This window comes from Nocardiopsis sp. CC223A (genome assembly GCF_030766825.1).
Taxonomy (GTDB): Bacteria; Actinomycetota; Actinomycetes; order Streptosporangiales; family Streptosporangiaceae; genus Nocardiopsis.
On the sequence record NZ_JASFDV010000021.1, the window covers coordinates 41,192 to 66,702 of the forward strand.

The 25,511-nt window shown below is 73.4% G+C and carries 26 protein-coding genes; 14 read left to right on the forward strand and 12 right to left on the reverse strand.

Translation table 11 applies throughout. The features are described from left to right. Positions 1-11 precede the first annotated feature (11 nt). The 3 genes from QJS33_RS11180 to QJS33_RS11190 form a co-directional block, all read right to left on the reverse strand. Positions 12-1,055 (reverse strand): FecCD family ABC transporter permease, encoded by a 1,044-nt coding sequence (locus QJS33_RS11180; protein ID WP_372339639.1) that lies wholly within the window; start codon positions 1,053-1,055, stop codon positions 12-14. Then, positions 1,052-2,080, reverse strand: a complete 1,029-nt coding sequence (locus QJS33_RS11185) for an iron-siderophore ABC transporter substrate-binding protein (RefSeq protein ID WP_306367845.1) — start codon at positions 2,078-2,080, stop codon at positions 1,052-1,054. Before QJS33_RS11185 ends, QJS33_RS11180 begins: the two co-directional genes overlap by 4 nt. A 196-nt stretch (positions 2,081-2,276) precedes the next feature. Next, positions 2,277-3,083 (reverse strand): AraC family transcriptional regulator, encoded by an 807-nt coding sequence (locus QJS33_RS11190; RefSeq protein ID WP_306367846.1) that lies wholly within the window; start codon positions 3,081-3,083, stop codon positions 2,277-2,279. Positions 3,084-3,198: 115 nt separating this feature from the next. Between QJS33_RS11190 and QJS33_RS11195 the strand changes: the two genes are divergently transcribed. Continuing rightward, positions 3,199-4,404: a cysteine desulfurase-like protein gene (locus QJS33_RS11195; protein ID WP_306367847.1), complete on the forward strand. Its 1,206-nt coding sequence runs from the start codon at positions 3,199-3,201 to the stop codon at positions 4,402-4,404. A 53-nt stretch (positions 4,405-4,457) separates the two neighbouring features. Here QJS33_RS11195 and QJS33_RS11200 read toward each other — a convergent pair whose 3' ends face one another. The 4 genes from QJS33_RS11200 to aztA all read right to left on the reverse strand — a co-directional run bounded on the left by QJS33_RS11200 (position 4,458) and on the right by aztA (position 8,281). Further along, positions 4,458-4,994 (reverse strand): cupin domain-containing protein, encoded by a 537-nt coding sequence (locus QJS33_RS11200; protein ID WP_306367848.1) that lies wholly within the window; start codon positions 4,992-4,994, stop codon positions 4,458-4,460. Between the two features lie 223 nt (positions 4,995-5,217). Beyond that, entirely contained in the window at positions 5,218-6,984 is a 1,767-nt protein-coding gene (locus QJS33_RS11205; RefSeq protein WP_306367849.1) for an ABC transporter ATP-binding protein, read from the reverse strand. Positions 6,985-7,134: 150 nt separating this feature from the next. Then, positions 7,135-7,443 carry a threonine dehydratase gene (locus QJS33_RS11210; RefSeq protein ID WP_306367850.1) on the reverse strand — a complete coding sequence of 103 codons (309 nt, stop codon included), beginning with the start codon at positions 7,441-7,443 and terminating at the stop codon, positions 7,135-7,137. Between the two features lie 154 nt (positions 7,444-7,597). Continuing rightward, positions 7,598-8,281, reverse strand: a complete 684-nt coding sequence (aztA, locus tag QJS33_RS11215; RefSeq protein ID WP_306367851.1) for a zinc ABC transporter ATP-binding protein AztA — start codon at positions 8,279-8,281, stop codon at positions 7,598-7,600. Positions 8,282-8,332: 51 nt separating this feature from the next. Here aztA and aztB point away from each other — a divergent pair, with 51 nt between their 5' ends. The 4 genes from aztB to aztD all read left to right on the forward strand — a co-directional run bounded on the left by aztB (position 8,333) and on the right by aztD (position 12,627). Then, positions 8,333-9,217 (forward strand): zinc ABC transporter permease AztB, encoded by an 885-nt coding sequence (gene aztB, locus QJS33_RS11220; protein WP_306367852.1) that lies wholly within the window; start codon positions 8,333-8,335, stop codon positions 9,215-9,217. After that, the gene (locus tag QJS33_RS11225; protein WP_306367853.1) at positions 9,214-10,413 is read left to right on the forward strand and encodes an ABC transporter; all 1,200 of its coding nucleotides are present in this window, start codon (positions 9,214-9,216) and stop codon (positions 10,411-10,413) included. The genes aztB and QJS33_RS11225 overlap by 4 nt, the downstream gene beginning before the upstream one ends. Before the next feature lie 4 nt (positions 10,414-10,417). Further along, the gene (gene aztC, locus QJS33_RS11230; protein ID WP_306367854.1) at positions 10,418-11,353 is read left to right on the forward strand and encodes a zinc ABC transporter substrate-binding protein AztC; all 936 of its coding nucleotides are present in this window, start codon (positions 10,418-10,420) and stop codon (positions 11,351-11,353) included. An 89-nt stretch (positions 11,354-11,442) separates the two neighbouring features. Next, positions 11,443-12,627 carry a zinc metallochaperone AztD gene (aztD, locus tag QJS33_RS11235; RefSeq protein WP_306367855.1) on the forward strand — a complete coding sequence of 395 codons (1,185 nt, stop codon included), beginning with the start codon at positions 11,443-11,445 and terminating at the stop codon, positions 12,625-12,627. 44 nt (positions 12,628-12,671) lie between these two features. Here the strand turns inward: aztD and QJS33_RS11240 are convergent, their stop codons facing one another. Both QJS33_RS11240 and QJS33_RS11245 read right to left on the reverse strand, forming a co-directional pair. Beyond that, a complete protein-coding gene (locus QJS33_RS11240) occupies positions 12,672-13,568 on the reverse strand; it encodes an alpha/beta fold hydrolase (RefSeq protein ID WP_306367856.1) in 897 nt (298 codons plus the stop codon). Then, positions 13,565-15,067: an NAD(P)/FAD-dependent oxidoreductase gene (locus tag QJS33_RS11245; protein WP_306367857.1), complete on the reverse strand. Its 1,503-nt coding sequence runs from the start codon at positions 15,065-15,067 to the stop codon at positions 13,565-13,567. The genes QJS33_RS11240 and QJS33_RS11245 overlap by 4 nt, the downstream gene beginning before the upstream one ends. A gap of 92 nt (positions 15,068-15,159) precedes the next feature. On the opposite strand from QJS33_RS11245, the gene QJS33_RS11250 reads away from it, so the two are divergent. Both QJS33_RS11250 and QJS33_RS11255 read left to right on the forward strand, forming a co-directional pair. After that, positions 15,160-16,389 carry a CdaR family transcriptional regulator gene (locus QJS33_RS11250; RefSeq protein WP_306367858.1) on the forward strand — a complete coding sequence of 410 codons (1,230 nt, stop codon included), beginning with the start codon at positions 15,160-15,162 and terminating at the stop codon, positions 16,387-16,389. Between the two features lie 909 nt (positions 16,390-17,298). Continuing rightward, on the forward strand, positions 17,299-19,248 hold the full coding sequence (locus QJS33_RS11255) for an ABC transporter ATP-binding protein (protein WP_306367859.1): 1,950 nt from the start codon (positions 17,299-17,301) through the stop codon (positions 19,246-19,248). On the opposite strand, the gene QJS33_RS11260 is transcribed toward QJS33_RS11255, so the two are convergent. Continuing rightward, the gene (locus QJS33_RS11260; RefSeq protein WP_306367860.1) at positions 19,224-19,556 is read right to left on the reverse strand and encodes a MerR family transcriptional regulator; all 333 of its coding nucleotides are present in this window, start codon (positions 19,554-19,556) and stop codon (positions 19,224-19,226) included. The genes QJS33_RS11255 and QJS33_RS11260 overlap by 25 nt on opposite strands. Positions 19,557-19,701: 145 nt before the next feature. Here QJS33_RS11260 and QJS33_RS11265 point away from each other — a divergent pair, with 145 nt between their 5' ends. After that, entirely contained in the window at positions 19,702-20,169 is a 468-nt protein-coding gene (locus tag QJS33_RS11265; RefSeq protein ID WP_306367861.1) for a MarR family winged helix-turn-helix transcriptional regulator, read from the forward strand. A gap of 48 nt (positions 20,170-20,217) precedes the next feature. On the opposite strand, the gene QJS33_RS11270 is transcribed toward QJS33_RS11265, so the two are convergent. After that, positions 20,218-20,943, reverse strand: coding sequence for a flavodoxin family protein (locus QJS33_RS11270; protein ID WP_306367862.1), 726 nt, complete (start codon positions 20,941-20,943; stop codon positions 20,218-20,220). Next, positions 20,940-21,863, reverse strand: coding sequence for a methyltransferase (locus tag QJS33_RS31395; protein ID WP_372339640.1), 924 nt, complete (start codon positions 21,861-21,863; stop codon positions 20,940-20,942). The genes QJS33_RS11270 and QJS33_RS31395 overlap by 4 nt, the downstream gene beginning before the upstream one ends. 122 nt (positions 21,864-21,985) lie before the next feature. Between QJS33_RS31395 and QJS33_RS11275 the strand changes: the two genes are divergently transcribed. The 6 genes from QJS33_RS11275 to QJS33_RS11300 all read left to right on the forward strand — a co-directional run bounded on the left by QJS33_RS11275 (position 21,986) and on the right by QJS33_RS11300 (position 25,424). Continuing rightward, positions 21,986-22,615, forward strand: a complete 630-nt coding sequence (locus QJS33_RS11275) for a TetR/AcrR family transcriptional regulator (RefSeq protein WP_306367863.1) — start codon at positions 21,986-21,988, stop codon at positions 22,613-22,615. A gap of 309 nt (positions 22,616-22,924) precedes the next feature. Beyond that, positions 22,925-23,149, forward strand: a complete 225-nt coding sequence (locus QJS33_RS11280) for a (4Fe-4S)-binding protein (protein WP_306367864.1) — start codon at positions 22,925-22,927, stop codon at positions 23,147-23,149. Positions 23,150-23,327: 178 nt separating this feature from the next. After that, positions 23,328-23,657 (forward strand): hypothetical protein, encoded by a 330-nt coding sequence (locus tag QJS33_RS11285; RefSeq protein WP_306367865.1) that lies wholly within the window; start codon positions 23,328-23,330, stop codon positions 23,655-23,657. A 49-nt stretch (positions 23,658-23,706) separates the two neighbouring features. Then, positions 23,707-24,018: a hypothetical protein gene (locus QJS33_RS11290; protein ID WP_306367866.1), complete on the forward strand. Its 312-nt coding sequence runs from the start codon at positions 23,707-23,709 to the stop codon at positions 24,016-24,018. A gap of 2 nt (positions 24,019-24,020) precedes the next feature. Next, a complete protein-coding gene (locus QJS33_RS11295; protein WP_306367867.1) occupies positions 24,021-24,416 on the forward strand; it encodes a nuclear transport factor 2 family protein in 396 nt (131 codons plus the stop codon). Positions 24,417-24,584: 168 nt separating this feature from the next. Then, the gene (locus tag QJS33_RS11300; protein WP_306367868.1) at positions 24,585-25,424 is read left to right on the forward strand and encodes an alpha/beta fold hydrolase; all 840 of its coding nucleotides are present in this window, start codon (positions 24,585-24,587) and stop codon (positions 25,422-25,424) included. Positions 25,425-25,511: the final 87 nt, after the last annotated feature.

The following is a 25,511-nucleotide window of genomic DNA, read 5'->3' on the forward strand; positions in this document are numbered from 1 at the left end:
GGCGGAACCGCTCACAGTGCACGGACCTTGTGTCGGCGGACGATGGAGATGAAGACGGGGGCGCCGATGAGCGCGGTCACGATGCCGACGTCGAGTTCGGCGGGCCGGGCGACGATGCGGCCGAGCACGTCGGCGGCGGTCAGCAGGGCCGCGCCGCCCAGCGCGGAGAACGGCAGCAGCCAGCGGTGGTCGCCGCCGATGAGCATGCGGAAGGCGTGCGGCACCACCAGGCCGACGAACGCGATGGGCCCGGTGACCGCGGTGGAGGCCCCGCACAGGATCACGGCGCCCAGGGAGGCCGTGGCGCGGGCGGTGGCCACCCGGGCGCCCAGCCCGGCGGCGAGTTCGTCGCCCAGGGCGAGCAGGTCCAGTCCGCGTGCGGACAGCAGGCACAGCAGGAGGCCGACCACCAGGAACGGCAGGACCTGGGAGATGGTGTCGAAGGTGCCGCCGCCCACACCGCCGATCTGCCAGGAGCGGACGCTCTCGGCGATGTCGCCGCGCGGCAGCGCCACGGCGGTGATGAACGACGCGAGGGCCGCCGAGGTGGCCGCCCCGGCCAGCGCGAGCTTGAGGGGGGTGGGGCCGCCCCGGCCCAGGGAGCCGACGACGTACACGGCGACGGCGGTGGCCCCGGCCCCGGCGATCGCCACCTGGATCTGGGCGGTGGCCGTGGCCAGCCCGAAGTAGGCGATGCCGGTCACCACGGCCAGTGAGGCGCCCATGTTGACGCCCAGGATGCCGGGGTCGGCCAGCGGGTTGCGGGTGACGCCCTGCATGACCGCCCCGGCCAGGCCCAGCGCGGCCCCGGCCAGCACCGCGAGCACGGTGCGCGGGATGCGCTTGGCGACGGCCGCCCGGCCGAAGCCCTCGGTGTCGCCGCCCAGGGCGGCGACGATGTCGGGCCAGGAAACGCTGCGCGAGCCCACGGTGATCGAGGCGAACATCAGCCCCAGGAGGACCGCGATGAGCAGGAGCAGCCACAGGGCCTTGGCGCGCCGGGGGCGCCGCACCACGGCGGCGCCCGCGACCACTGCGGTGTCGTGCACGGTCACTCGGCCTTGTCGGCGGCCTCGGACAGCAGCGACAGGTAGTCGTCCAGGACCCAGGAGATGGCCAGCGGGGTCGGGTTGGCGGCGGTGCCCAGGGGGTCGGTGCCGGGCAGGGCGACGATGGCTCCGCTCTCGACGGCGGGCATCTGGGACAGCAGCGGGTCGGCCTCCAGGGCCTCGACGAGCTCGTCGCCGCCGTAGGTGACGATGATGTCGACGTCGCTGAAGGCGTCGGCCTGTTCGGCGCTGTGGGTCAGGGAGAACGCGTCGGTCTCGGCGGAGGCGGTGGCGACGCTCTCGGGGGTGGAAAGGCCCAGGTCCTCGAAGAAGAGGGCGCGGGTGTCGTGGGTGGTGTAGAAGCTGACCTCGCTCAGGTCGGAGGTGTCGACGTGGGTGAGGAACATCGTCGCCTTGCCCTCCAGGGAGGGGTGCTCCGCGGCGGCCGCGGCGATCTCCTCCTCCAGGTCGGCGACGAGCGCCTCGCCCTCCTCGGCCATGCCCATGGCCTGGCTGTTGAAGCGGATCATGTCCTGCCAGGGGGTGCCCCAGGCGGTCTCGGGGTAGGCGACGACGGGGGCGATCTCGCTGAGGGTGTCGTAGTCGTCCTGGGTGAGGCCGGAGTAGGCGGCCAGGATGACGTCGGGCTCGGTGTCGGCGACCGCCTCGAAGTCGATGCCGTCGGTCTCGTCGAACAGCACGGGGGTCTGGGCGTCGAGTTCTTCGAGCTTCTCGGAGACCCACGGCAGCAGGCCGTCGCCGTCGTCGTCGCCGAAGTTGGCGGCGGCCATGCCCACGGGGACGACGCCCAGGGCCAGGGGGACCTCGTGGTTGGCCCAGTTGACGGTGGCGACCCGCTCCGGCTCGGACTCGATGACCGTGGTGCCCAGGGCGTGCTCGATGGTGATCGGGGTCCAGTCCCCGGAGGCCCCGCCCTCCGGCCCGGCGGGCTCGTCGGAGGAGCAGGCGGTGAGCCCGAGGGCGAGCAGGGCCGCCGCGGCGACGGCGGTGGGCGTGAGAACGCGGGACATGGTGTCCTTCCGATCAGGGGACCGCGCCCCGGCGGCGGTCGCACCGCTCGCCGGGGAGTCGTCGCAGGGCAGGGGCACCCGCGACAACGGAAGATAAGGGTTGCCTAACCGAACTTAGGGTGCATTCACCCGGCGCGCAATCACGCAGATGTGACAGCCTTTGTCGCGAAACGGACATCCGTCCCCCGGATCGCCGTCACCGGTCCCGGAAACGGCCGGGGCTGGTGCCCGTGATACGGCGGAACGCCGTGCCGAACGCGCTCACCGAGTGGTAGCCGACGCGCACCGCCACCTCCTCGATGTCCTCCCCGTGCGACAGCAGGGAGATCGCGTGCCGCACCCGCGCGGTGGTCACCCAGCGGCTGAAGCCCAGCCCGGTCTCGGCCCGGAACGCCCGGGTGAGGGTGCGGGAGCTCACCCCCAGCCTCGCCGCCCACGCGGCCAGGGTGGTGGTGTCCGCGGGGTTCTCCAGCACCGCCGCCACGATGGGGGCCAGCAGCGGGGACTCGGGGACCTGCAACAGGATCTCGTTGCGGGCGGGAGCGATCAGGTCCAGCACCATGGCCTCGGTGCGGGTGCGCTCGTCCCCGGACAGGTCCTCGTGGTCCAGGCGCTCCAGCAGCAGCCGCAGCAGCGGCGTGACCTCCACCGCCACCGGCCGGTCGGCGATCGCGGGCACCGCGTGCACCCCGAAGTGCGCCGCCCGGTGCCAGGTCCCGGCGGGCGTCCACCCGCTGTGGCGCACCCCGGCGGGGATCCACAGGCCCACGGTCGGGGTGATGGTCCACACCCGGGCCCCCACCGCCGCCGAGGAGGCGCCGCGCTCGTTCCACAGCAGCTCGTGGGTGGGGTGGGCGTGCTCCTCCCAGAAGGTGTCGCGGGCGATCACCTCGTCCGAGCCCCGCACCACGAACGGCACGTCGATCTCCCCGGCCTCGTACACGGGCAGCCGACGGTTGTCGAACCCCGGGTCCGCACCGGGAAGGACATCTCGTATGACCACGTCGTTCAGGGTACGGCCCCGGTCCGCACACCTACGGCCGCACCCCCGCAGGTGCCCGCGGGGGCGGTCGGTGCGATGCTGTCGGTGGTCCGCAGGCATTCGACGGAGGAGTCCCATGGCGGCGTTCGACCTCACCGCGTTCCGTGCGCAGTTCCCCTCGCTGGGTTCGGGGATCGCCCACTTCGACGGGCCCGGGGGCACCCAGACCCCCGTACGGGTGGGGGAGGCGATCGCCCGCACGCTCACCGGGCCGCTGTCCAACCGGGGGGTGTCGGCGGCCTCGGAGGCCAACGCCGAGGCGGCGGTGGCGGCGTTCCGCCGCGCCTACGCCGACCTGCTGGGGTGCGCGCCCGAGGGCGTCGTGTACGGGCGCAGCGCCACCCAGATCACCTACGACTTCTCCCGCCACCTGTCCAAGGACTGGGGTCCCGGCGACGAGGTCGTGGTCACCCGGCTGGACCACGACTCCAACGTCCGCCCCTGGGTGCAGGCCGCCGAACGCGCCGGCGCGACCGTGCGGTGGATCGACTTCGACCCGGCCACCGCCGAGCCCGACCTGTCCGACCTGGACGCGGTGGTCAACGGCCGCACCCGGCTGGTCGCCGTCGGGGCCGCCGCCAACCTGCTGGGCACCCGGGTCCCCGTGCGGACGATCGCCGACCGCGCCCACGAGGCGGGGGCCCTGGTGTACGTCGACGGGGTGCACCACGCCGCCCACGCGGTGGTGGACGTGCGGGAGCTGGGCGCCGACTTCTACGTGTGCTCCCCCTATAAGTTCCTGGGCCCGCACTGCGCGGTCCTGGCCGCGGACCCGGCGCTGCTGGAGACCATCGCCCCCGACAAGCCGGTGCCCTCCACCGACGCGGTGCCCGAACGGTTCGAGTACGGCACCCTGCCCTACGAGATCATGGCCGGAGCCACCGAGGCGGTGGACGTGCTCGCCGACCTGGCCCCCGAAGGCGGCGACCGGCGCGGGCGGCTGGCCGCCGCCCGCCGGCTGCTGGAGGAGCACGAGACGGCGCTGCGCGACAGGGTCGAGGCGGCCCTGGCCGGGCTGGGCGGGGCGGTGCGGGTGCACTCGCGGGCGGCCGAGCGCACCCCGACGCTGTTCATGACCTTCCCCGGCCGCCGCAGCGCCGACGTGTCGCGGTTCCTCGCCGGACGCGACGTGCTGGCCCCCGCCGGGAGCTTCTACGCCTACGAGGCGTTCGCCCGCCTGGGCGTCGACGACACCGCCGGTCTGCGCGTGGGCATGGCGCCCTACACGGCCGGGGAGGACGTCGACCGCCTGCTGTCCGCCCTCACCGACGCCCTGCGCTGACCGGTCGTCGGAGGCCGGAGCGGCGCCCGCGCCGGGACCGGACCCGCCGCGGGTCACACCGCGTGCTGGGGGTCGTCCCGTGAGGTGCGGTGGACGGTGCCGTGCGGGTGCTCGGCGGGGGCGTACACCGAGTACAGCTTCAGCGGGACCTCGCCCACGTTGACGATGTTGTGCCAGGTCCCGGCGGGGACGAGCACGGCAGAGCCGTCGCCCGCCTTGTGGACGAGGTCCAGGGCGTCCCGGGCCGGGCCCATCTCCACCCGGGCCAGGCCCGCCTCGATGCGCAGGAACTGGTCGCGGTCCTCGTGCACCTCCAGCCCCACGTCATCGCCGGGCTCAACGGACATGACGGTGACCTGTAGATTCCCTCCCGTCCACAGGGCGGTGCGGAAATTCCCGTTCTGCACGGTCAGGTCTTCGATATCGAGAACACACGGTCGCGGACCCTGGTCTTCCATTTCTGCCTTTCCTTCGCTCCCGGGCGCCCGGGAGGTCCACGGGCACGGGGGAGTCGTCCCGTCGTCCGAATCGCGATCGATCGGCCGGGAACCGATGCGCCCGCGGCGGGGCCGACGGCCCCGCTCCCCCATTCCTTGCCTTTCCCGCGTGTTCCCACACCGCGTTCCCGGACGAGGTTCCGATCCGCGCCCTCGGCCGGGGGGCACGCCCGGGAGACCTGGGCCGAAAGCCCCTTGCGGAAAAGGCGCAGATCGTTTTCGGGACGGGAATTCCGGCACCTTCCGCAAGGCGCCGCTCGGCCCAGGGCGTCCATCTGGGGGGCGACCAGGCCCCGGTAGGCGGGGCAGTCCCGGATCAGGTCGGCGTGGGTGCCGTCGCCCACCGGCGTGCCCGCGTCCAGGACGATGATCCGTTCGGCGTGCACCAGGTGGTCAGGCGGTGCGCGATGGTGATGGTGGTGCGGCCCGCCCGGGCGGCGGCGATCGCCTCCCGGACGTCGTGTTCGCCGACCGCGTCGAGCCGGCTGACGGCCTCGTCCAGGATCAGCACCCGCGCCGGGTTCAGCAGGGTGCGGGCCGGGGCCGGCCGCTGGCGCTCGCCGCCGGACAGGGAGCGGCCGTTGTCGGCGAGCACGGTGTCCAGGCCCTCCGGCAGCCGCCGGACCACGTCGTCCACCCGTGCCGCCGCCAGCACCCGCCACAGGTCGGTGTCGTCGAGGTCGTCGTCGGTGGCCAGCAGCAGGTTGTCGCGCACCGTCTCCCGGAACAGGGGCACGTCCTGGGGCAGCAGCGACACCACCCCCGGCAGCGCCGAACGGGTGTAGCGGGGCAGGGGCGCGCCGCCGACCTCCACCCGGCCCTGCCCCGGGTCCACACACCGGGCCAGGACCTGCGCGAACGTGGACTTGCCCGACCCCGACCGCCCGGCGATCGCGATGTGCTCCCCGGGCCGGACGTGCACGGTCAGGTCCCGCAGGGCCGGGCGGGAGGACGCCTGCGGATCGACGTCGCTCCACCGGAAGGCCACCCCGTCGGCCCGGACCCGCCCGCCCTCCTCCTCGGGCGGTGCGGCCAGGTCGCCGTGGGCGGCGACCGGCGGGCGCGCGGTCAGCAGCGCGCCGATCCGCGCCGCGGCCTCGCCGGTGGTGCCGTAGTGGCGGGTCATCGCCGCCCAGTGCAGGATCGGGGCGGTCGCCATGGTGGCCGACCCGATCGCGAAGGGCACCGCCCCTGGGGCGAGCGTGCCGCGCTCCAACTGCCAGGCGGCGGCCGCGGCGGTGGCCACCGCCGCCAGCAGGGCGATGGCGCCCAGCACGGCGGTCTCGGCCCCCGAGCGGCGGGCGTTGCGGAACTGGGCGGTGAGCAGCCGGTCGTCCAGGGCGGCCGTCCGCTCGGCCCGGTGGGTCACCAGCCCGTAGCCGACGATCTCGCGGACGGCCCCGGTGTTCTCGGCGACCTCCCCGCCCAGGTCGGCCAGCGCGGTGCGGATGCGCTCGCCCTGGGGGCGCGCCCACCGCCGGGCGACCAGGGTGAGGGCGACGGACAGGAGCAGGACGGGGGCCGTGAGCAGAGCGGCCGGAGGGCTCACCGCGGCCAGCGCGACCCACAGCAGCGGGGTGGCCGCCCAGGCGCTGAGCGTGTAGATGGAGGAGTGGGCGTAGAAGATCTCCGGCGCCTCGGCGTCGGACAGGGCGGAGGTGAGCAGGTCGCCGGAGCGGCGGCGGGAGAGCCCTGCGGGGGCGAGCCGGGCCAGGGCGTCGTACACCCACAGCCGCACCCGGGCCAGCACCCGGAAGCTCAGGTCGTGCGAGAGCCAGGTCTCCAGCCACGAGGCGGCCGACCGGACGGCCACGGCCAGCAGGGTGGCGGCCGCCGGTGCCGCCAGGTCCGCGGGCCCGCCGCCGGCCAGGACCGCGCCGGTGGCGGCCGAGGCCAGGATCACGGCCATGAGCGCGATCGCCAGGAGGAGGGCGGCGGGGAACCCGCGCCGCCCCGGCCGGGCGGTCCGGGTCGGGGGTGCCGGGAGCCCGGCGCGGTGCGGGCTGCGCGTGCTGATGGGTCGGGGGATTTCCTCTCTGGCCGCGGGGGCGCGGGCGGCCGGGAGGGGGTGCGCCCCGACCATTTGCGATAATGAAAACCGTTTTCGTTTCATGAGTATAGACCGCCGCGAACCGGGACGGACCCGCCGCCCGCCGGACCGCCGTCCCGGGCACGCGGAAGGGGGCGGAACAGGTGTTCCGCCCCCGTGGACCCGCCCGGACCCGCGTTCCGGTCAGGAACCGCTGGAGTGCTCGTCCCAGTGGCCCTCGTGCTCGCGGTGCAAGTGCCCGTCGTGCACGTAGTCCACGTGCCCCTGGTGGGGCACCGCCACGTGCCCGCACCCCTCCCCGTGTCGGTGCTCGTGGTCCTCGTGGACGGCGTGCCCCTCGTGCTCGCACTCGTCCCAGTGGCCGTCGTGACCGTGGTGCAGGTGCCCGTCGTGCACGTAGTCCACGTGCTCCCGGTGGGGCACCGCCACGTGCCCGCAGGAGGCACCGTGGTCGTGGGCGTGGTCCTCGTGTACGAGATGTCGCGTCGCCATCTCTCCCCCAGGGGTTGCGTCGGTTCCGCACCGGCCCGCCGCAGCACCGTTCACGGCCGCACGACGGGCCGGTCGCCTAGAAGACCAGTCGATCAGAGGACACCCCCGCGGGGAACCTCCGTGGGGCCGGACCGGGGAAAGCTTGACCCGCGCCTCACCTTCCGGTGGGACCTCCGTCGACCTCCCGGGGCAGCCCTTCCTCCATGCGCAGGACGCGGTCGGCGCGGGCGGCCTCCCGCTCGGAGTGCGTGGCGTGCACGACGGTGACACCGCGCGCACGCTCCTGGTCCAGCACCGCCCCGATGCGGGCACGGGAATCCGCGTCCAGGCCGGTGGCGGGCTCGTCGAGCAGGAGCAGGTCCGCCTCCTGGGCCAGCCCCTGGGCCAGCAGGACCCGCTGGCGCTGCCCGCCGGACAGCTCCCCCAGTCTGCGCCGGGCCAGGTCGGCGACCCCCAATCGCTCCATGCACGCCCCGACCTCTTCCCGGTCCCGGCGGGTCAACCGGCGCCACGGCCCCCGCAGCCCCCACCTGCCCATCTCCACGGTCTCCCGCGCGGTGACGGGCAGTGCGTCGGAGACCGCACTGCGCTGCACCACGAGGGCGGGGCGGCGCGGCGTGCCCAGGGTCACACCCCCCGAACGCGGGGCCAGGACCCCGGCCATGACGGACAGCAGGGTGGACTTGCCCGAGCCGTTGGCCCCCACCAGTGCGGTCACCGTCCCGGCGGGGAGCGCCAGGGTGACGCCGCGCAGGACGTCGCGGCCGCCGTGGCCCGCGTACACGTCCGACAGTTCGACCGCCGGCACCCGTGCCGTGCCGGTCCCGTCCGAGGCCATGCCCACCTCCGATTTGGTAATGAAAACGGTTTTCATTATAGAGTGCCCGACATGGAAGCCCTATTCGCCCCCTTCGAGGTGGTCTTCGTCCAACGCGCCCTGTGGGGAGGCGTCCTCGTCTCGCTCATCTGCGCGCCGTCCGGAACCTGGGTGGTCCTGCGCGGGATGGCCTTCCTCGGTGACGCGATGTCCCACGGGATGCTCCCCGGGGTCGCCCTGGCCGCACTGCTGGGCGGCAACCTGTTCATCGGCGCGGCCCTGGCCGCGGCCGGGATGGCGCTGGGGGTCACCGCACTGAACCGCTCGGCGCGCCTGTCCCAGGACACGAGCATCGGCCTGCTCTTCGTCGGGATGCTCTCGGCGGGGGTGATCATCGTCTCCCACTCCGGGTCCTTCGCCGTCGACCTCACCGGCTTCCTCTTCGGCGACGTCCTCGCCGTGCGGGAACAGGACCTGGTCCTGCTCGCCCTGGCCCTCCTGGTGGCCCTCCCCGTCGCGGCGCTGGGCCACCGCTCCTTCACCGCACTGGCCTTCGACCCGCGCAAGGCCACGACCCTGGGCCTGGCCCCCCGGGCCGCACACGCCGCCATGCTCGGGCTCATCACCCTGGCGGTGGTCGCCTCGTTCCACGTGGTCGGCACCCTGCTCGTCTTCGGCCTGCTCATCGCCCCTCCGGCCGCCGCCGCGATCTGGGCCAGGAGCATCCCCGCGATCATGGCCGGCGCCGCCGTACTGGGCAGCACCTCCACCTTCGTCGGCCTGCTCGTCTCCTGGCACTGGGGCACCGCGGCCGGCGCCAGCATCTCGGCCACCGCCGTCGCCCTCTTCTTCTGTTCGGCCGCCCTGTCCCGGTTCCGCTCCGGCACCGGCCCCACTCCCCCCGCCGACGGTCCCCGCGCGCCCCTGCACACGAACGAAAGGTCGACCGCGTCATGACCCGCACCCACCGCACAGGGCGGCTTCCGGCCTCGGGCGCCGGGCTGCTCGCCGCAGCGCTGCTCGCCGGATGCGGCCCCGCCCCGCAGGAGGAGCCGGCCCCGGACGCCGAGCCGACCCCGCACGGCTACGTCGAGGGTGCCGAGGAGACCGCCGAGCCCCAGTCGCGACTGGTCCTGGCCGACGACGAGGGCCGGATCCAGGTCCTGGACCTGATCACCGAGGAGTCCACCCTGCTGGACCCGGTCGGCGCCGTCGACGGGATCACCGGCGACGGGCGGTTCGCGTACCTGACGTCATCCGACCAGCGGACGACCTCCGTCGTCGACAGCGGCGCCTGGACCGTGGACCACGGCGACCACTACCACTACTACCGGGCGGAGATCCGCCCGGCCGGGACCGTCCCGGGAGCCACCGCCGCGGGCGCGGCGACCGACACCGCCCTCACCGCCCTGAACGGCACCGACGGCACCGTCGCCCTGCTGGACCGGCCCGCTCTGGAGGACGGGGACGCCGCCACCGCCGCCGTCCCGGCCACGACCGGTCTGACCGTCCCCTACGCCGAGCGGCTGATCGTGGCCGAGGACGGCCCCGTGCACGTCCTGGACCGGGAGGGCGACCCCGTGGAGACCCTGGACGAGGAGTGCGCCGACCCCCGCGCCTGGGCCGTCACCCGCCGCGGCCTGGTCCTGGGCTGCGCGGACGGCGCGCTCGTGATCACCGAGGACGACGGCGCCCTCACCGCCGAACCCCTCCCCCACCCCGACGGCCTGCCGGCCGACGCCGCCGTCACACGGTTCCACCACCGGCCCGGGGCCGCGGCCCTGGCGGCGGTCCCCGCTCCGGACACCGTCCTCGTGCTCGACCTCGTCGAACGGCGCTGGGACCACTGGGAGCTGCCCGGCGTCGTCACCGTGACGGCGGTCGGCGAGGGCGCCTCCGTGCTCGCCCTCACCGAGGACGGGGCCCTGCACGCCCTGGACCCCGCCACCGGCGGGGAACGGGCCCGCACCGACCTCCTGGAACAGGTCGACGCCGAACACCCCCCGACCCTCCAGGTGGACACCTCCCGGGCCTACGTCAACGACGTGCACACCGGACGGGTCCACGAGATCGACTACAACGACGACCTGCGCGTGGCCCGCACCTTCGACACCGAGGTCGCACCCCACCACATGGTCGAGACCGGACGGTGAACCGATGATCAGCCCCGACACCCCGCGACCGCGCACCGCCGCGCTCGCCCTGGCCCTGGCCGCGGCCCTCGGGCTCACGTCCTGCTCCACCGGCGACGGCCCCGGCGAGGGGATCGTGGTCACCACCAACATCCTCGGCGACCTCACCCGCGCCGTGGTCGGCGACCAGGCCGAGGTGACCGTCCTGATGAGACCCGACGCCGACCCCCACTCCTTCGGGATCTCCGCGCAGGAGGCCGCCCTCATCGAGGGCGCCGCCCTGGTGGTGCACAACGGCCTGGGCCTGGAGGAGGGCGTGGCCCGCAACGTGGCGGCCGCCGAGGAGGCGGGCGTGCCCGCCCTCGCGGTGGGCGAGGCCGTGGACCCCCTGCCCTACACCTCCGACGAGAACGAGGGCGAGCCCGACCCCCACTTCTGGACCGACCCCGGGCGGGTCGCCACCGCCGTGGACCTCATCGCCGACCAGGTCATCGAGCGGGTCGACGGGGTCGACGCCGCGGCGGTCCGGGCCAACGCCGAAGCCTACGGCGGGGAACTGGACGAACTGGACGGGTGGATGACCGACGAGTTCGCCGCGATCCCCGACGAGGAACGCAAGCTGGTGACCAACCACCACGTCTTCGGCTACCTCGCCGACCGCTACGACTTCGAGGTCATCGGCGCGGTCATCCCCTCCGGCACCACCCTGGCCTCCCCCAGCGCATCGGACCTGCGATCCCTCGCCGAAGCGGTCGAGGCCGCCGGAGTACGGGCGGTGTTCGCCGACTCCTCCCAGCCCGACCGCCTGGCCACGGTCATGGCCGAACAGGCCGGCGTGGAGATCGACGTCATCCCGCTCTACTCCGAATCGCTGACCGGCGAAGACGGGGGAGCGCCCACCTACCTGGACATGATGCGCTCCAACACCACGGCCATCGTCGAAGGCCTCACCGCGCCCTGACCCCTACCCCCCGGCCGGGGCGCGGCCCGCGCCCCGGAGAACACCGTCCCCTGAGAAACCACCCCGAAGAACACGAGGACCAGAACACCATGAGGACACCGCACACCGTGACCAGGGCGGCACTCCCCGTCTCCCTGTCCGCCGCGCTGCTGCTGACCGCCTGCGGAACCGGCCGGGACGGAGCCGCCGAGGAGGCCGCCGCCGACACCCCCGCCGAGATCACCGTCGAGAACCCGATCGCGGTCGCCTACGACGGCGGCGTCTACGTCCTGGACGGCGAGACCCTGGAGGTCGCCCGGGACATCGAGCTTGAGGGCTTCAACCGGCTCAACCCCGCAGGCGACGACCGCCACGTGCTCGTCTCCACCCCCGAAGGCTTCCAGGTCCTGGACGCCGCCGCGGGCGAACTCACCGACACCGTGTTCGCCGCCGACACCCCCGGCCACGTCGTCCGCCACGCCGGGCGCACCGTGCTGTTCGCCGACGGCAGCGGCGAGGTGACCACCTTCGACTCCGACGCCCTGGGCGACGGGCTCCCCGAGGACCTGGACGTCTACACCGCCGAGGAGCCGCACCACGGCGTGGCCGTGGAACTGGAGAACGGAGAGTTCCTGGTCACCATCGGCAACGAGGAGAGCCGCGTGGGCGCCCTCGCCCTGGACGCCGACGGCGAGGAGATCGCGCGCAACGAGGACTGCCCCGGCGTCCACGGAGAGACCACCGCCGAAGGCGAGATGGTCGTCATCGGCTGCGAGGACGGCGCCCTGATCTACAGCGACGGCGCGTTCACCAAGGTCGACGCCGAGCACGACTACGGCCGCATCGGCAACCAGGCCGGGTCCGACACCTCGCCCATCGTCCTGGGCGACTACAAGACCGACCCGGACGCCGAACTGGAGCGCCCCGAGCGGGTCGCCCTGATCGACACCCGCGACGCCTCCCTGGCCCTGGTCGACCTGCCCTCCAGCTACACCTTCCGTTCCCTGGGCCGCGGCCCGCAGGAGGAGGGCCTGGTCCTGGGCACCGACGGGTCGCTGCACGTCATCGACCCCGAGAAGGCCGAACTGGTCGACTCCATCGAGCTGATGGACGCCTGGGAGGAGCCGCTGGAGTGGCAGCAGCCCCGCCCGACCCTGTTCGTCCGCGGCGGCACCGCGTACGTGACCGACCCCGCCACCCGCCAGGTGCACGCCGTGGACCTGGAGACCGGCGAGGCCACCGCCTCGGTCACCCTCGACGGCACCCCCAACGAGCTGAGCGGCGTCACGGGCTGACGGTCGCGCCCGGGCGGGCCGGTGCGCGCACCGGCCCGCCCGGGTCAGCTCCCGACGCGTGCGGTGTGGTCGGCGATCAGACCCGTCAGCCGGTCCACCACCCCCGGGGCGAGGTGGTGGGCCATCCCCGCGATCTCCACGAACCGGGCCCCCGGCACGGCCCGCGCGGTGGCCCGCCCGCCGCTGGGGTGCACCATGAGGTCCACGTCCCCGTGCACCACGAGCGTGGGGGCGCCGATCCGCGCCAGCTCCCGGGTGCGGTCGCCCGAGGCGTGCACGGCCCCGATCTGCCGCGGCACCCCGCTGCGGGCCCGCACTCCCCCGGCCCGCTCCCACAGCCCCCTCGCCCAGGCGGCCTCCTCGTCCGGGTCGGGCGGGAAGACCGCCGACCCGATGTGCCGCAGGAACGCCAGGTGCCTGCGCACGGACTCCTCGGCCGTGCGCGCCGGCCGCCCGCCCATGCGCGCCAGGGTCGACCACGCCACCCGGCCCACCCGCCGCTCCCCCGTGGTGGAGAAGATCGACGTGAGCGTCGCCGCCCGGTCGGGGTGGCGTGCCGCCAGGGTCTGCCCGATCATGCCGCCCATCGACATCCCCACCAGGTGGGCGCGTCCGATGCCCAGGTGGTCCAGCAGGCCCACGGTGTCCGCCGCCATGGCCCCCAGGTCGTAGGAGTCCGGGCGCGGCCGGCCCAGCACACTGTGCAGCGGGGACGGCGACGGCGTCGGCACCCGCGTGGAGCGCCCCGCGTCCCGGTTGTCGAACACCACCACCCGCGCCCCCTGCTCCAGGAGCCCGTCGACCATCCGCCGGGGCCACGACGTCAGGTCCAGCCCCAGACCGGCGATGAGCAGCACCGGGACCCCGTCCGGCGGCCCCTGGACCCGGTAGCAGATCCGCGTGCCGTCCGGCAGGTCCGCGAACCGGTCCGCCCCCGTCACGCCGACGTCTCCGTCCGCACCGGCGCCGCCGCCCTCGCGAAGCGCAGCTCGGGGTCGACCACCCGGTCCGCCCGCAGCAGCGCCACGTCCGAGGTGTAGCTCGTCGAGGTCAGCCACGGGCTGCGGTCGCCCTGCCGGGGCAGCTCCGCCACCGACCGGCGCACGTACCCGGCGGCGAAGTCCAGCAGCGGGCGCGTGGGCATGTCCGGGTCCGAGGGCTCGGGCACGCAGGTGTCGTACCCGCGGGCGTCCATGTGCTCCAGCAGGCGGCAGAAGTGCTCGCACAGCAGGCCGATCTTGAGCGTCCACGACGCGTTGGTGTACCCGATCGCGAACGCCAGGTTGGGCACCCCCGACAGCATCATCCCCTTGTAGGCCACCGTGTCGGCCAGGCGCACCGGCGTACCGTCCACCGTCAGCCCCACACCGCCGAACGCCTGTAGGTTCAGGCCGGTGGCGGTGACGATGACGTCGGCCTCCACCTCCCGGCCCGACTCCAGCAGCAGCCCCTTCTCGGTGAAGGAGGCGATCCGGTCGGTCACCACCGACGCCCTCCCCGAGCGGATCGCCCGGAAGAAGTCACCGTCGGGCGCCGCGCACAGCCGCTGGTCCCAGGGGTCGTAGGGCGGGTCGAAGTGCTCGTCCACCGGATACCCGGCGGGCAGCTGCGCGATCGTCACCCGGCGGATGAGCCTGCGCGCGACCCTGGGGAAACGCCGGCAGAACCCCCAGACCAGGGCGCCCTTCCAGATGTTCTTGCGCCGGGCCATCCGGTACCCCCGCTCGTCCCCGAACACCTTGCGCAACCGGTCGGCCAGCGCGTCCCCGCGCGGCACCGGCATCACGTACGTGGGCGTGCGCTGCACCATGGTGACGTGCCCGGCCTGCCCCGCCATCGCCGGGACCAGCGTGACCGCGGTGGCCCCGCTGCCGATCACCACGACCCTCTTGCCCGTGTAGTCCAGGTCCTGCGGCCAGTGCTGGGGGTGCACGACCGTGCCCGCGAACCGCTCGCGGCCCTCGAAGTGCGGGGTGAAGCCCTCGTCGTAGCGGTAGTAGCCGGAGGCGCTGAACAGCCACCCGGCGCTCAGCCGCAGCCGCTCCCCGGTGTCGGTGCGCTCCACCTCCACCAGCCACCGCGCCCGCTCGCTCGACCACTCGGCGCCCAGCATCCGGTGGTGGTACCGGATGTGCGGCCCCAGGGCGTTCTCCTCGACCGTCTCCCGCAGGTAGGCCAGGATGCGGTCGGCGTCGGCGATGGCCTGCCGGTCCCGCCACGGCTTGAACTCGTAGCCGAAGGTGTGCAGGTCCGAGTCCGAGCGGATGCCCGGGTACCGGAACAGGTCCCAGGTGCCGCCGGCGGCCGCCCGGGCCTCCAGGATCGCGAACCGCTTGCCGGGGTGGTGCTCCCTCAGGTACCGCGCGGCCCCGATCCCGGAGATGCCCGCCCCGACGACGAGCACGTCCAGGTGCTCCACCTCTGTCCGCTCATTGGTCATGGACCGCTCTCCTCCGTTCGGCGCGCCGTTACCACCCTGTGTGATCCAGGCCATGTTGTGCCAGCGCACCGTGCACCATGATCCTGGGTCGGGTGGTGCACAACGCTACGGCGACCTCTTCCTGGCCGACCCTCTCACCCCGCGTCCTGGAGCTGTTCCGGCGCGGGGCCGAACTCGCCCTGGACCCGCCCCGGGACTGGGTGGAGCAGTTGCACTCCGCCTCCCTGAGCGGGGAGCGGATGCGACCGGTCGCCGAGGACCCGGTGCTGGCCGCGGAGATCCGCGGCGCCAACCTGGCCAACCTGCGCCACTGGGTCGCCGCCAACCTGGCCCGCCCCGGCGAGAGGGTACCCGTCGACCTGCGCCCCGAGCTGCTGGAGGCCTCCCGCGACCTGGTCCGGCGCGGCCTGGACGAGGGCGCCCTGGACTCCTTCCGCAACGGGCAGAACATCGCCTGGCGCCGCTGGATGGACATCTGCTTCGGGCTGACCGCCGACCCGGTCGAGCTGCGCGAGCTGCTGGAGGTGTCCTCGCTGTCCATCAACACCTTCATCGACGACACCATCAACGCACTGTCCGAACGCATGCGGGTCGAACGCGTCGAGCTCACCCGCGGCAGCCACGCCGAGCGCCGCGCCGCCGTCACCCTCCTGCTGGAGGGCGCCCCCATCGGGCGCGCCCGGGCCGAGCAGCGACTGCGCCACCCCCTGTCGGGCCCGCACACCGCCGCCGTCCTGTGGGGCGACGCGAGCGACCGGCTGGAGGCGGCGGCCGAGAACGTGGCCCGCGCCGCGGCGGCCGCCCACCGGCTGACCGTCATCGCCGGGGCCACCGCCCTGTGGGTGTGGCTCCCGGTCGCCGCCGCCCCCTCGCAGGAGGACCTGGAGGGAGCGCTGGCCGCCCACCCGGACGCCCGCCTGGCGGTGGGCCGCCCCGGGACCGGTGTGGACGGGTTCCGCCGCAGCCACTTCGACGCGGCCGCCGCCCAGCGGATGCTCGCCGCCTCCCCCACTCGGCGCTGCGTCCGCTACGGCGACGTCCGGCTCGCCGCCCTGCTCTCCGACTCCCCCTCCCAGGCCGACGGGTTCGTGAACGACGTCCTGGGCGGCCTGGCCACCGCCGACCCCACCCTCCGGGAGACCGTGCTGGCCTACGTGCATGCCCTGGGCAACGCCTCCCTCACCGCCGAGCGCTGCTACACCCACCGCAACACGGTGGTGCGGCGCCTGGCCCGCGCCGACGAACTGCTGCCCCGCCCCCTGGCCGAGAACCCCGTGGACGTCGCCGCCGCCCTGGAGCTGCTGCGCTGGCGGTCCCCCTGATGCGGCACCTCCCCTATCGCCCCATCGAGCAAAAAGGACATATGCCTTTACGGGCTAGATTTCAGCCCCCGGACCCGGGTGTCTCCGGGCGCGCAGCACCCCGGCGGCCCCCGCCGGGGTGAGCGTGTCATCGCTCCGGCAGGAGACCTCCGGGTCATGTCCCGTCGAGTGGTGTGAGAACACCGGCTGTCCGGGCAAGGACTCGCCGACCGGAGCGTTGTCGCCTTCGGTACCCGGGGGCCGAACGGAGTCGCACCCCTCGGCGGGACACCACCGGCCTCCGGCCAGGACAGGCGGCCGTCCTCCACGAGGACCGGCGCCCGGGCCGCGATCCGCGGGCCCGCCTCCCCCGCCTCCCCCGCCTCCCCCGGCGCCGCCGGGGCCGCCGGGGCCGTCCCGCGCCCGAAGCAGGCGGTGCCGCGGCCGCGGCCGCAACGCCCGCGCACCCGCAGGTCGGCCGCCTGGACGCGCAGCGCCGGATGGACCGGGCCGGCCGGGTCCAGGAGTGCGTCCAGCGCCTCGGCCGCGTCCCGGGGAGGGCTCTCGTTTCCTTCGCGCGAACGTGACCGTGCGCGAGGGCCGGCGGACTTCGTCCCCCGCAGCGCAGGCCGCGCCGACACCGCGAACCGCGCCCCCGCCCCGTCCCCGACGGGTGGCGGTCGGCGGGACGCGGGGTTTGCGTCCGGTCCGATTCCCGTGCGGATCCGGACCGCACCGATCACCGGAATCTCCCGGAGGCCGGTCGGACCGGGTCCGCCCACGGCACCGGTACCCCCGCACCGCCGCCGTGCCCGCGAACACGGATCAGGCCCCACCACAACCCTCCCCCGTCTCGAAAAGCCGTGGCGGACACCGGATCGCCGGAGGCAGGATCACACAGCCGACGCCCCCGGATCAATGAGGAGTTCGATGCGTCGATCCCGCAAGCGACCCACCGCACCCGCACCGGCCGCCGCCCCCGCAGAGCCCGCGGCCGCCGCCCCCTCCGACACCGGTTCGGAGGAGGACCTCTCCGCCACCAAGTGGAACTTCTTCACCGAAGAGCTGGTACGCACCGGGCTGTGGGCCAAGCTGACCCGCGTGCCCTCCCTCACCGCGGCCGCCGTCGGGTGGGCCTGGCGCGCCGGCCGGCGCGACCTGCTGGTCGCCCTGGGGGCGAGCACCGTCGCCGCCGTCCTGGCGGCGGTGAGCCTGGTCTCGGTGACCCGGGTGCTCGACGCCCTGCTCGCCCCGGGCCCCATCACCGCCCGGGTCGAGGCGGCACTGCCCGCGGTGGCGGTCGTGGCCGGTGTGGCGGCCCTGTCGGGCACCGTCCGGCTGGTCTCGGAGCTGGCCCTGTCCCGGCTGGGCACCCAGGCCGAGCGTCTGGTCGAACTGGAGCTGTTCGGCCTCACCACCCGGGCGCACCTGGTCGCGTTCGACGACGAGGAGTGGGCCGACGCGATGTACCGGGCCCGCGACCGGGGCATGTACGAGGTGCCGCGGATGGTCACCGCCACCCTGGAGGGGCTGGCCGGACTGGTCTCGCTGGCCTCCATGGGCGGGGTGCTCGCCGTGCTCCACCCACTGCTGCTGCTCCTGCTGGTGGTGGGCGTCGTGCCCACCGGCTGGGCGGCCACCCGGGCGGCGCGGATGGAGTACGAGGCCCAGCGCAGGCTCAGCACCGGGCGCCGGCGGCGGTGGATCCTCGGCGACCGCATGGCCTCGCGCGACTCCGCCGCGGAACTGCGCTCCTACACGATGCGGGACTCCCTGATGGCCGACTACGGCGACCTCGCGGACCGGGAGCGCGAGACCATGCTGGCGGTGGCCTGGTCGCAGACCCGCACCCGGGCGGTGGGCGGCCTCGCCTCGGGGGCGGCGACCACCCTCACCTACGTCTCCCTGGGCGCGCTGCTGGTGTCGGGGATGATGCCGCTGGCCGCCGTGGGCACCGCCGTGCTGGCCCTCCAGCGCACCCAGGGCCAGATGCAGAACCTCCTGTACCTGCTGAACAGGGTGTACGAGTCGGGGCTGTACTTCGCCGACTTCACCGAGTACTGCGCCCTGGCCCGGGCGCACCTGCCCGCCCCGCCCACCGCACCGCCCCCGGCCCGGCTGGAGCGGCTGGAGGTGCGCGACGCGGTCTTCACCTACCCCACCGGCGGTGCCCCCGCCCTGCACGGGGTGAACGTGCACGTCGAGAAGGGCGAGACCATCGCCCTGGTGGGTGAGAACGGGTCCGGCAAGTCGACCCTGGCCCGGCTGCTCGGCGGGCTCTACGAACCCCAGGAGGGCACGGTCACCTGGAACGGCACCGATTTCACCGCGATCGGCCCGGCGGTCCGCGAACGGATCAGCGTCATCATCCAGGACCACACCCGCTGGCCCATGACCGCCCGCCGCAACGTCACCATGGCCCAGGACTGCGACCCGGACCGGCTGGCACACGCCGCCCGCCTCAGCGGCACCGACGAGGTGGTCGCCGAACTCCCGCGCGGCTGGAACACCCTGCTGGACACCACCTTCGCCTCCGGCGTCAACCTGTCCGGAGGCCAGTGGCAGCGCATCGCCGGGGCCCGCGGCTTCTACCGCCCCGCCGACCTGCTCATCGCGGACGAACCCACCTCGGCGCTGGACGCCCGCGCCGAGGCCCGCTTCTTCACCACCATCGGCGAGCACGCCGACCGCACCGGGGCGGCCGTCGTGCTCATCACCCACCGCATGGCCTCGGTGCGGATGGCGGACCGCATCTACGTCCTGGACCGGGGCCGGGTCATCGAACACGGTACCCACGCCGAGCTGATGGCCGTGCCGGGGCGGTACCGGGAGCTGTACACCCTCCAGGCCGACGCCTACAGCGCCCCCGGCCAGGGGTGACGCACGGGGGCGGCGCGGGCGGACCGCCGGGCGCTGAGCCGTTCGGTCCCGGCGGCCGCCTCGCGGTCGGGCCCGTCCAGCGGCGCCTCCGCGGCCTCCGGATCATCCGGTACCGACGGGAGCGCGGACAGGGGCACGCCCAGCGCGGTCGACCTCGTGATCCGCAGGAGCCGCACGAGGTCGCCCGCGTCGTAGCGCCGGCAGCCCCCGGTCGAGCGCGGGGGCTCGGACGGCAGGCCGATCCGGTGGCGGCGGCGCAGTGCGCGGACGGTGGCACCGGCCGGTTCGGCGGGTGCGCCGCCGAGCATCGGGCGGCTCCTCGCCCTGCCCTCTCACCCTCTCCACCCTGCCCGAACGAGACCCGGGGCGGGATGCCGGGCCGCCGGGGGTCCGCCGCCGTCGTCGTGCGGGCTCATTTCGATGAAGTGTCAACGAATTCTGTAAACTGCTCCCATGAATGAGGAACCACGCTGGCTCAGCCAGGACGAACAGAGGGCCTGGGAGAACTTCATCCGTATGCAGGAAGCACTCATCGGAAGACTGTCCCGCCTCGTCCGCTCCGACTCCGGACTGTCCGCCGCGGACTACATGGTGCTCGTCCGGCTCACCGAGGCGAAGGACGGCCAGATGCGCTTCCTGGAACTGGCCAAGCTCGCCGAATGGGAGAAGAGCCGTATGTCCCACCAGGTCACGCGGATGGCGAAGCGCGGACTCGTGACCAAGAGGGAATGCCCCGACGACGCGCGCGGAGCGTTCGTGGTCGCCACTCCGCTCGGCTACCAGGCGATCCGGGAGGCCGCACCCGTGCACGTCGAGCACGTCCGCCGCCTGTTCATCGATGCCCTGACCCCGAACCAGCTCACCACCTTCGCCCGACTCTGTCATCGCGTCCAGGAACATATGGAGAAGCAGGTGGACTGATTCGGCGGCACGGCCTTCCCGCGGATCCGCGTCGGCCCTCCCCGACGGTCAGCGGTGCTCGGGGTTGGCGTTGTCGGGACTACAGCCGGCGTCCCAGGCGGCGCGCTGGTTACCGTAGGCCGGGAAGCCGCCGGCGCGGCGGAGCATCGCGGCCGTGTGCATCAGGTTGTGGGTCATGAAGCTGATGTTGCGGTTGGCGAAGTCGTTCTCCGGGCCGCCGGAACCCTCGTCCAGGTAGGACGGGCCGGGGCCGACCTCACCGATCCAACCGGCATCGGCCTGGGGCGGGATCGTGTAGCCGATGTGCTGGAGGCTGAAGAGGATGTTCATCGCGCAGTGCTTGAGGCCGTCCTCGTTGCCGGTGAGCAGGGTGCCGCCCACGCGCCCGTAGTAGGCGTACTGCCCCTGCTCGTTGAGCACGCCGGAGTAGCCGTAGAGCCGCTCGATCACCCGGCGGGTCACCGAACTGTTGTCGCCCAGCCAGATCGGTCCGGCGATGACCAGGATGTCGGCGGCCAGGACCCGCTCCAGCAGCGCGGGCCACTCGTCGGTCTCCCACCCGTGCTCGGTCATGTCCGGGCGGACTCCGGTGGCGATGTCGTGGTCGACGGCGCGGAACCGGTCCACGCCGACCCCGTTCGCCTCCATGATCGCCGCGCTGCGGTCGATCACCCCCTGTGTGTGGCTGAGCTGCGGGGACCGGTTGAGGGTGCAGTTGATGTAGAGCGCGCGCAGCCCGCTGAAGTCGGGCTGCTCGCTCACGGGCACGGTCATGGGATGTCCTTGGTGTCGTAGGTGTCCGGAACCGAGGTTCCGGCGCCCGGAGGAGCCGGGTGCGGCTGATGGCCCGTTGCCTTCGAGCGGCCCGAAAGGACCGGCCACCCGGTCCCTCCGGCCGCTGATGGGAATCCGTGCTCGATCGCCGCCTTCGGCAGGCTCGGCCGTGCCGACCGGCGACTCGGTGCCGTCGTCCGCCGGTCGGCTTCGAAGAGAAGGCGGGACGGGGCGGGCCGACGCCCCGGTGAGGACCCGGCGTGCGGTCTTCGATCGGCCTTGAGGGTCGCCTCGACGGCGCGGTGACGCCGGCCGGGACCACGACGGTCCTGTCGACGACGAACCCGGCAGCGCCCGGAAGAGCCGTGTACTCGGACTCGGTACGTTCCCGCCCGCCCGCCACCGTCAACATGATCGGATCGCTCGACTCGCCCGGGTGCGGCCCGTCGCCCGAAGACGGCAGCGAGTCGGGCGCCCGGTCGGGCCGCCTCGGTGATACACGCGAGCAGCCGCGCGCGGTCCTCGTCGGACCGGTCGTGCAGGACCGCGGAGAGCAGGCGGACGTCGGCCGAGGGCACCCCGGCGGAGAAGCCGCCGCCGACCGCGCTCACCCGGTCGGCCGGTCCGGCCGCGCGCGTCCGGGAGGTGGCGGCGCGGCGGCCGCCCTCCTGGTAGGTCACCGCACCGACACCGCCGAGGGTGTGCAGGACCCGGCGCAGTGGGTCCTCCGGTACGCCGGCCTCCTCCGCCGGGTCGGCGGCCGTGCGCGGTCCCGCGAGCAGCTTCGCCGCGAGATCGAGTCCGGCGACCGCGTAGGGGGCCCGGGAGGCGGCGAACCCCGACAGCATCCCCGTCATCCGGGCGGAGGGCGCGTCGGGGGGCAGCTCATTCGAGGTGACCGGTGCCGCTTCCGGGTCCATGGTGAACCTCGTTTCACTGGGTTCGGGCCGCGCACTCGGCGGTGCGGCCCCGCTGGCGGCCAGAATTGAGGTTAGACAGTGTGCATTGAATACGTCAAGCGTGTAGCAGATAGAATCCACGGGTGTCTTCCCAGCCCAGGGCCTACCGATCCCCCCGCCGTGAACGCGACGCCGCCCGCACCCGCGAGGAGATCCTCCAAGCGGCGCGCAAGCTGTTCGTCGGTCGCGGGTACTCACACGTGACCATGGCCGACATCGCCCGCGAGGCGGGAACCGCGGTCAAGACGGTGTACGCCAGCGCCGGAACCAAGGCCGAGATCCTGCGCGAGCTGCTCAGGCTGGACGTGGCCGAATCCGCGGCCCCTGCGACCATCGAGGAGCTCCGTTCCGCCCCCGACCTGGCCGCGGCCACCGCCTGCCTCGCCCGGGGGACCCGTTCCGACCACGAACGCTTCAGCGACTCGATCGACCTGCTGTACGCCTCGCTGGGCGACGAGAGCGCCGACCGCATCTGGGGGCAGGTCATGGGGAGCTACCGCGGCGCGCTGCGCGAAGCCGCGGCCGTCCTCGTCGCGAAGGGGTTCGTGTCCGAGCGCCTGGACGTCGATGAGGTCTCGGACCGCCTCTGGTTCTACTTCGGGATCGCAGCCTGGCGCACCCTGCTCAAGGACTGCGGCTGGGACCACGGACGGGCCGAGTCCTGGCTCGGTGCCCAGGCGGCCGCGGCCCTGGGCGGGCCGGGCTCCGGCTGACATCGTCGGTCGGATCGCCCTCCCCCGATGGTCGCTCTGCTGCCGGACCGCCGGCGCTCCGGCAGCGATGTTCATGATTCAACTCTATTGGTTGACTAATCACCAAATTTCAGTGCCGCCGAGGAGTACCGGAAAGCTGCCCTGAAGTGGGTTTTCGGCGTTGCGAAGGCCTGGGTCCGTTCGGCCAATTCTCAGCAAATGGGTTGATGAGTCAACTACATGTTGCTAGCCTGACGACCAGATCAAACCAAGCAGGCCCGGACCGGCCCAGGCCGGTCGACGAAGGGCACCGCGGTGACGGGGGCAGGCATGAGCGGCGGATCCGGAAAGAAGACGTACGAGGGGCGTTCGATCGCGGTCACCTTCGAGGCGGCGCGCTGCCGGCACGCCGCCGAGTGCGTCCGCGGCCTGCCCGAGGTGTTCGACATCGGGCGGCGTCCGTGGATCCGACCGGACAACGCCTCCGCCGATCGCACGGCCGAGGTGGTGCGGCGCTGTCCCTCGGGTGCGCTGGAGTACCGCCGCGTCGGATGAGGCGACGGCATTCGAGCAAGCGGGAGAGGACCATGGGCACAGGTGCACACCTCGCGGCCGACACCTCGATGGGCGCCGTCGCACCGAACGTCGCGGACCTCGACGGAATGACCGCCCACCCTCCGTCGGTGACGTCCGGACCGCGCGGCTTCCACGCCTCCGGGCCGGGGGCTTCGACGTGCCGTTGGCCCTGGGGGACCAGGCCGTGTTCGTCGGCGCGGGGGAATACCACCACATGGCGATGAACGTCCGAAAGAGCCGGAGCGCCGGTCGCCGCCGGCAGACCCCCGACCTGGGACGGGTGGACATCGAGGTGCCCTCCGCCGACGACGTCGGCGAACCGACCGAGCTCATGCGGCACTACCGGGTCAAGGTCCGGGACGACGGCCGGACGGTCCGCTTCGAGGACCCCTGGGCCGACGCGATCCGCCTCAGCGTGGCTCCGGCTCCGAAGGACACCGCGGCCCCGCCGAACAGCAAGAGCGGCCGGAACACCTCTCCGACGTGACCTTTCAACCCGACCGCCGGATTCTCCGGCAGTGAGAGGCAGGAAATCCATGACCGCGCAATTGGTCGGCAAGAGCTACAGATTCGACCTGGGGCCGTTGAAGGTGAAGTTCACCTTCGACTCGCCGTCGCAGGGCAGCTTCGTCGTCGAGGAGGGCGGAGGGCTCACGCCGGACGGCCACGCCGAGACGGTCAGGCTCAACCTGAAGAAGATTCGCGAGGGCGTCTACCTGAACTCGTGGACCGAGGCCGGCGGTGCCACCGTGACCCACGTGGAGGACTTCGCCAACGCGACCCTGTACTCCAACGTCACCGTCGACGGCACCCTGTACAACCTCGTCGGCACCATCACGGAGGCGTGACCATGACCCGCGACACCGCCACCGGAACCGGGCCGGCCGAGCGCAACACCGAGATCGTGCTCACCGCGATGCGGGAGCTCTTCATCGAGAAGGACCTCACCGCGCTGGACCGGTACTGGGCCGAGCCGTACGTGCAGCACAGTCCCCAGATGCCCGACGGCCTCGACACGCTGCGCGCCGTGGTGCCCGGCCTGGAGGGGTTCTCCTGGGAGCCGCAGCGCACCGCGGCCCAGGGAGACCTCGTCTTCACCCACAGCCTGGTCCACGGCTGGGGGCCTGGACCGGTGGTGATCGTGGACGTCTTCCGGCTGGAGGACGGCCGCATCGTCGAGCACTGGGACGTCGTCCAGGACCTCGCACTCCCCGAATCCACGGCCGGTGGGAACCCCATGGTGTGAATCGGCGGGCGGGACGGCGCGTCAGGCCGTGCCGACCCGAAGCGCGGTCCCGCTCGGCCCGGTTCCGGGAACAGGGCCCCTCATGGGCCGCGGTGAACGACAAGAACACGGCTTCGGTGCGAACACGCCCTGTCGCCGCACGATCCGAGAACCGAGAGAAGGCAGATCATGGGTTACGTCACCGTCGGAAACGAGAACGGCTCCCCGATCGAGATCTACTACGAGGACCAGGGCGAGGGCCGGCCCGTCGTGCTCATCCACGGGTACCCGCTGAACGGGCACAGCTGGGAGCGCCAGACGCGGGAGCTGCTCGCGGCCGGATACCGCGTCATCACCTACGACCGCCGCGGGTTCGGCAGGTCGTCCAAGGTCGGCTCCGGGTACGACTACGACACCTTCGCCGCCGACCTGGACACCGTGCTCACCACCCTCGACCTGCGCGACGTGGTCCTGGTCGGGTTCTCGATGGGTACCGGCGAGCTCGCCCGCTACGTGTCCCTGTACGGCCACGAGCGGGTCGCCAAGCTCGCCTTCCTCGCTTCGCTGGAGCCCTTCCTGGTCGCCCGGGACGACAACCCCGAAGGTGTGCCGCAGGACGTCTTCGACGGTATCGAGGCCGCGGCCAGGGGGGACCGCTACGCCTGGTACACGCAGTTCTTCGCCGACTTCTACAACCTCGACGACACCCTGGGCACCAGGATCAGCCAGGAGGCGGTCACCAACAGCTGGAACGTGGCGGTCTCCAGCGCCCCGGTGGCGGCCTACGCGGTCGTCCCCGCCTGGATCGAGGACTTCCGCGCCGACGTCGAGGCGGTCCGCGCCAGCGGCAAGCCGACCCTGATCCTGCACGGCACCGCGGACAACATCCTGCCCATCGACACCACGGCCCGCCGGTTCCACAAGCTCCTGCCCCAGGCGCGGTACGTGGAGGTCGACAACGCCCCGCACGGGCTGCTGTGGACGCACGCCGAGGAGGTCAACACCGCCCTCCTGGACTTCCTCCGCTAGGGCGCGACGGATCATTCCTCCCGTCCGTCACCCACCGCCACCCTCGACGGACGCCTTCGGCGCGGTGCCTCCGCGGAACCGCCGGGG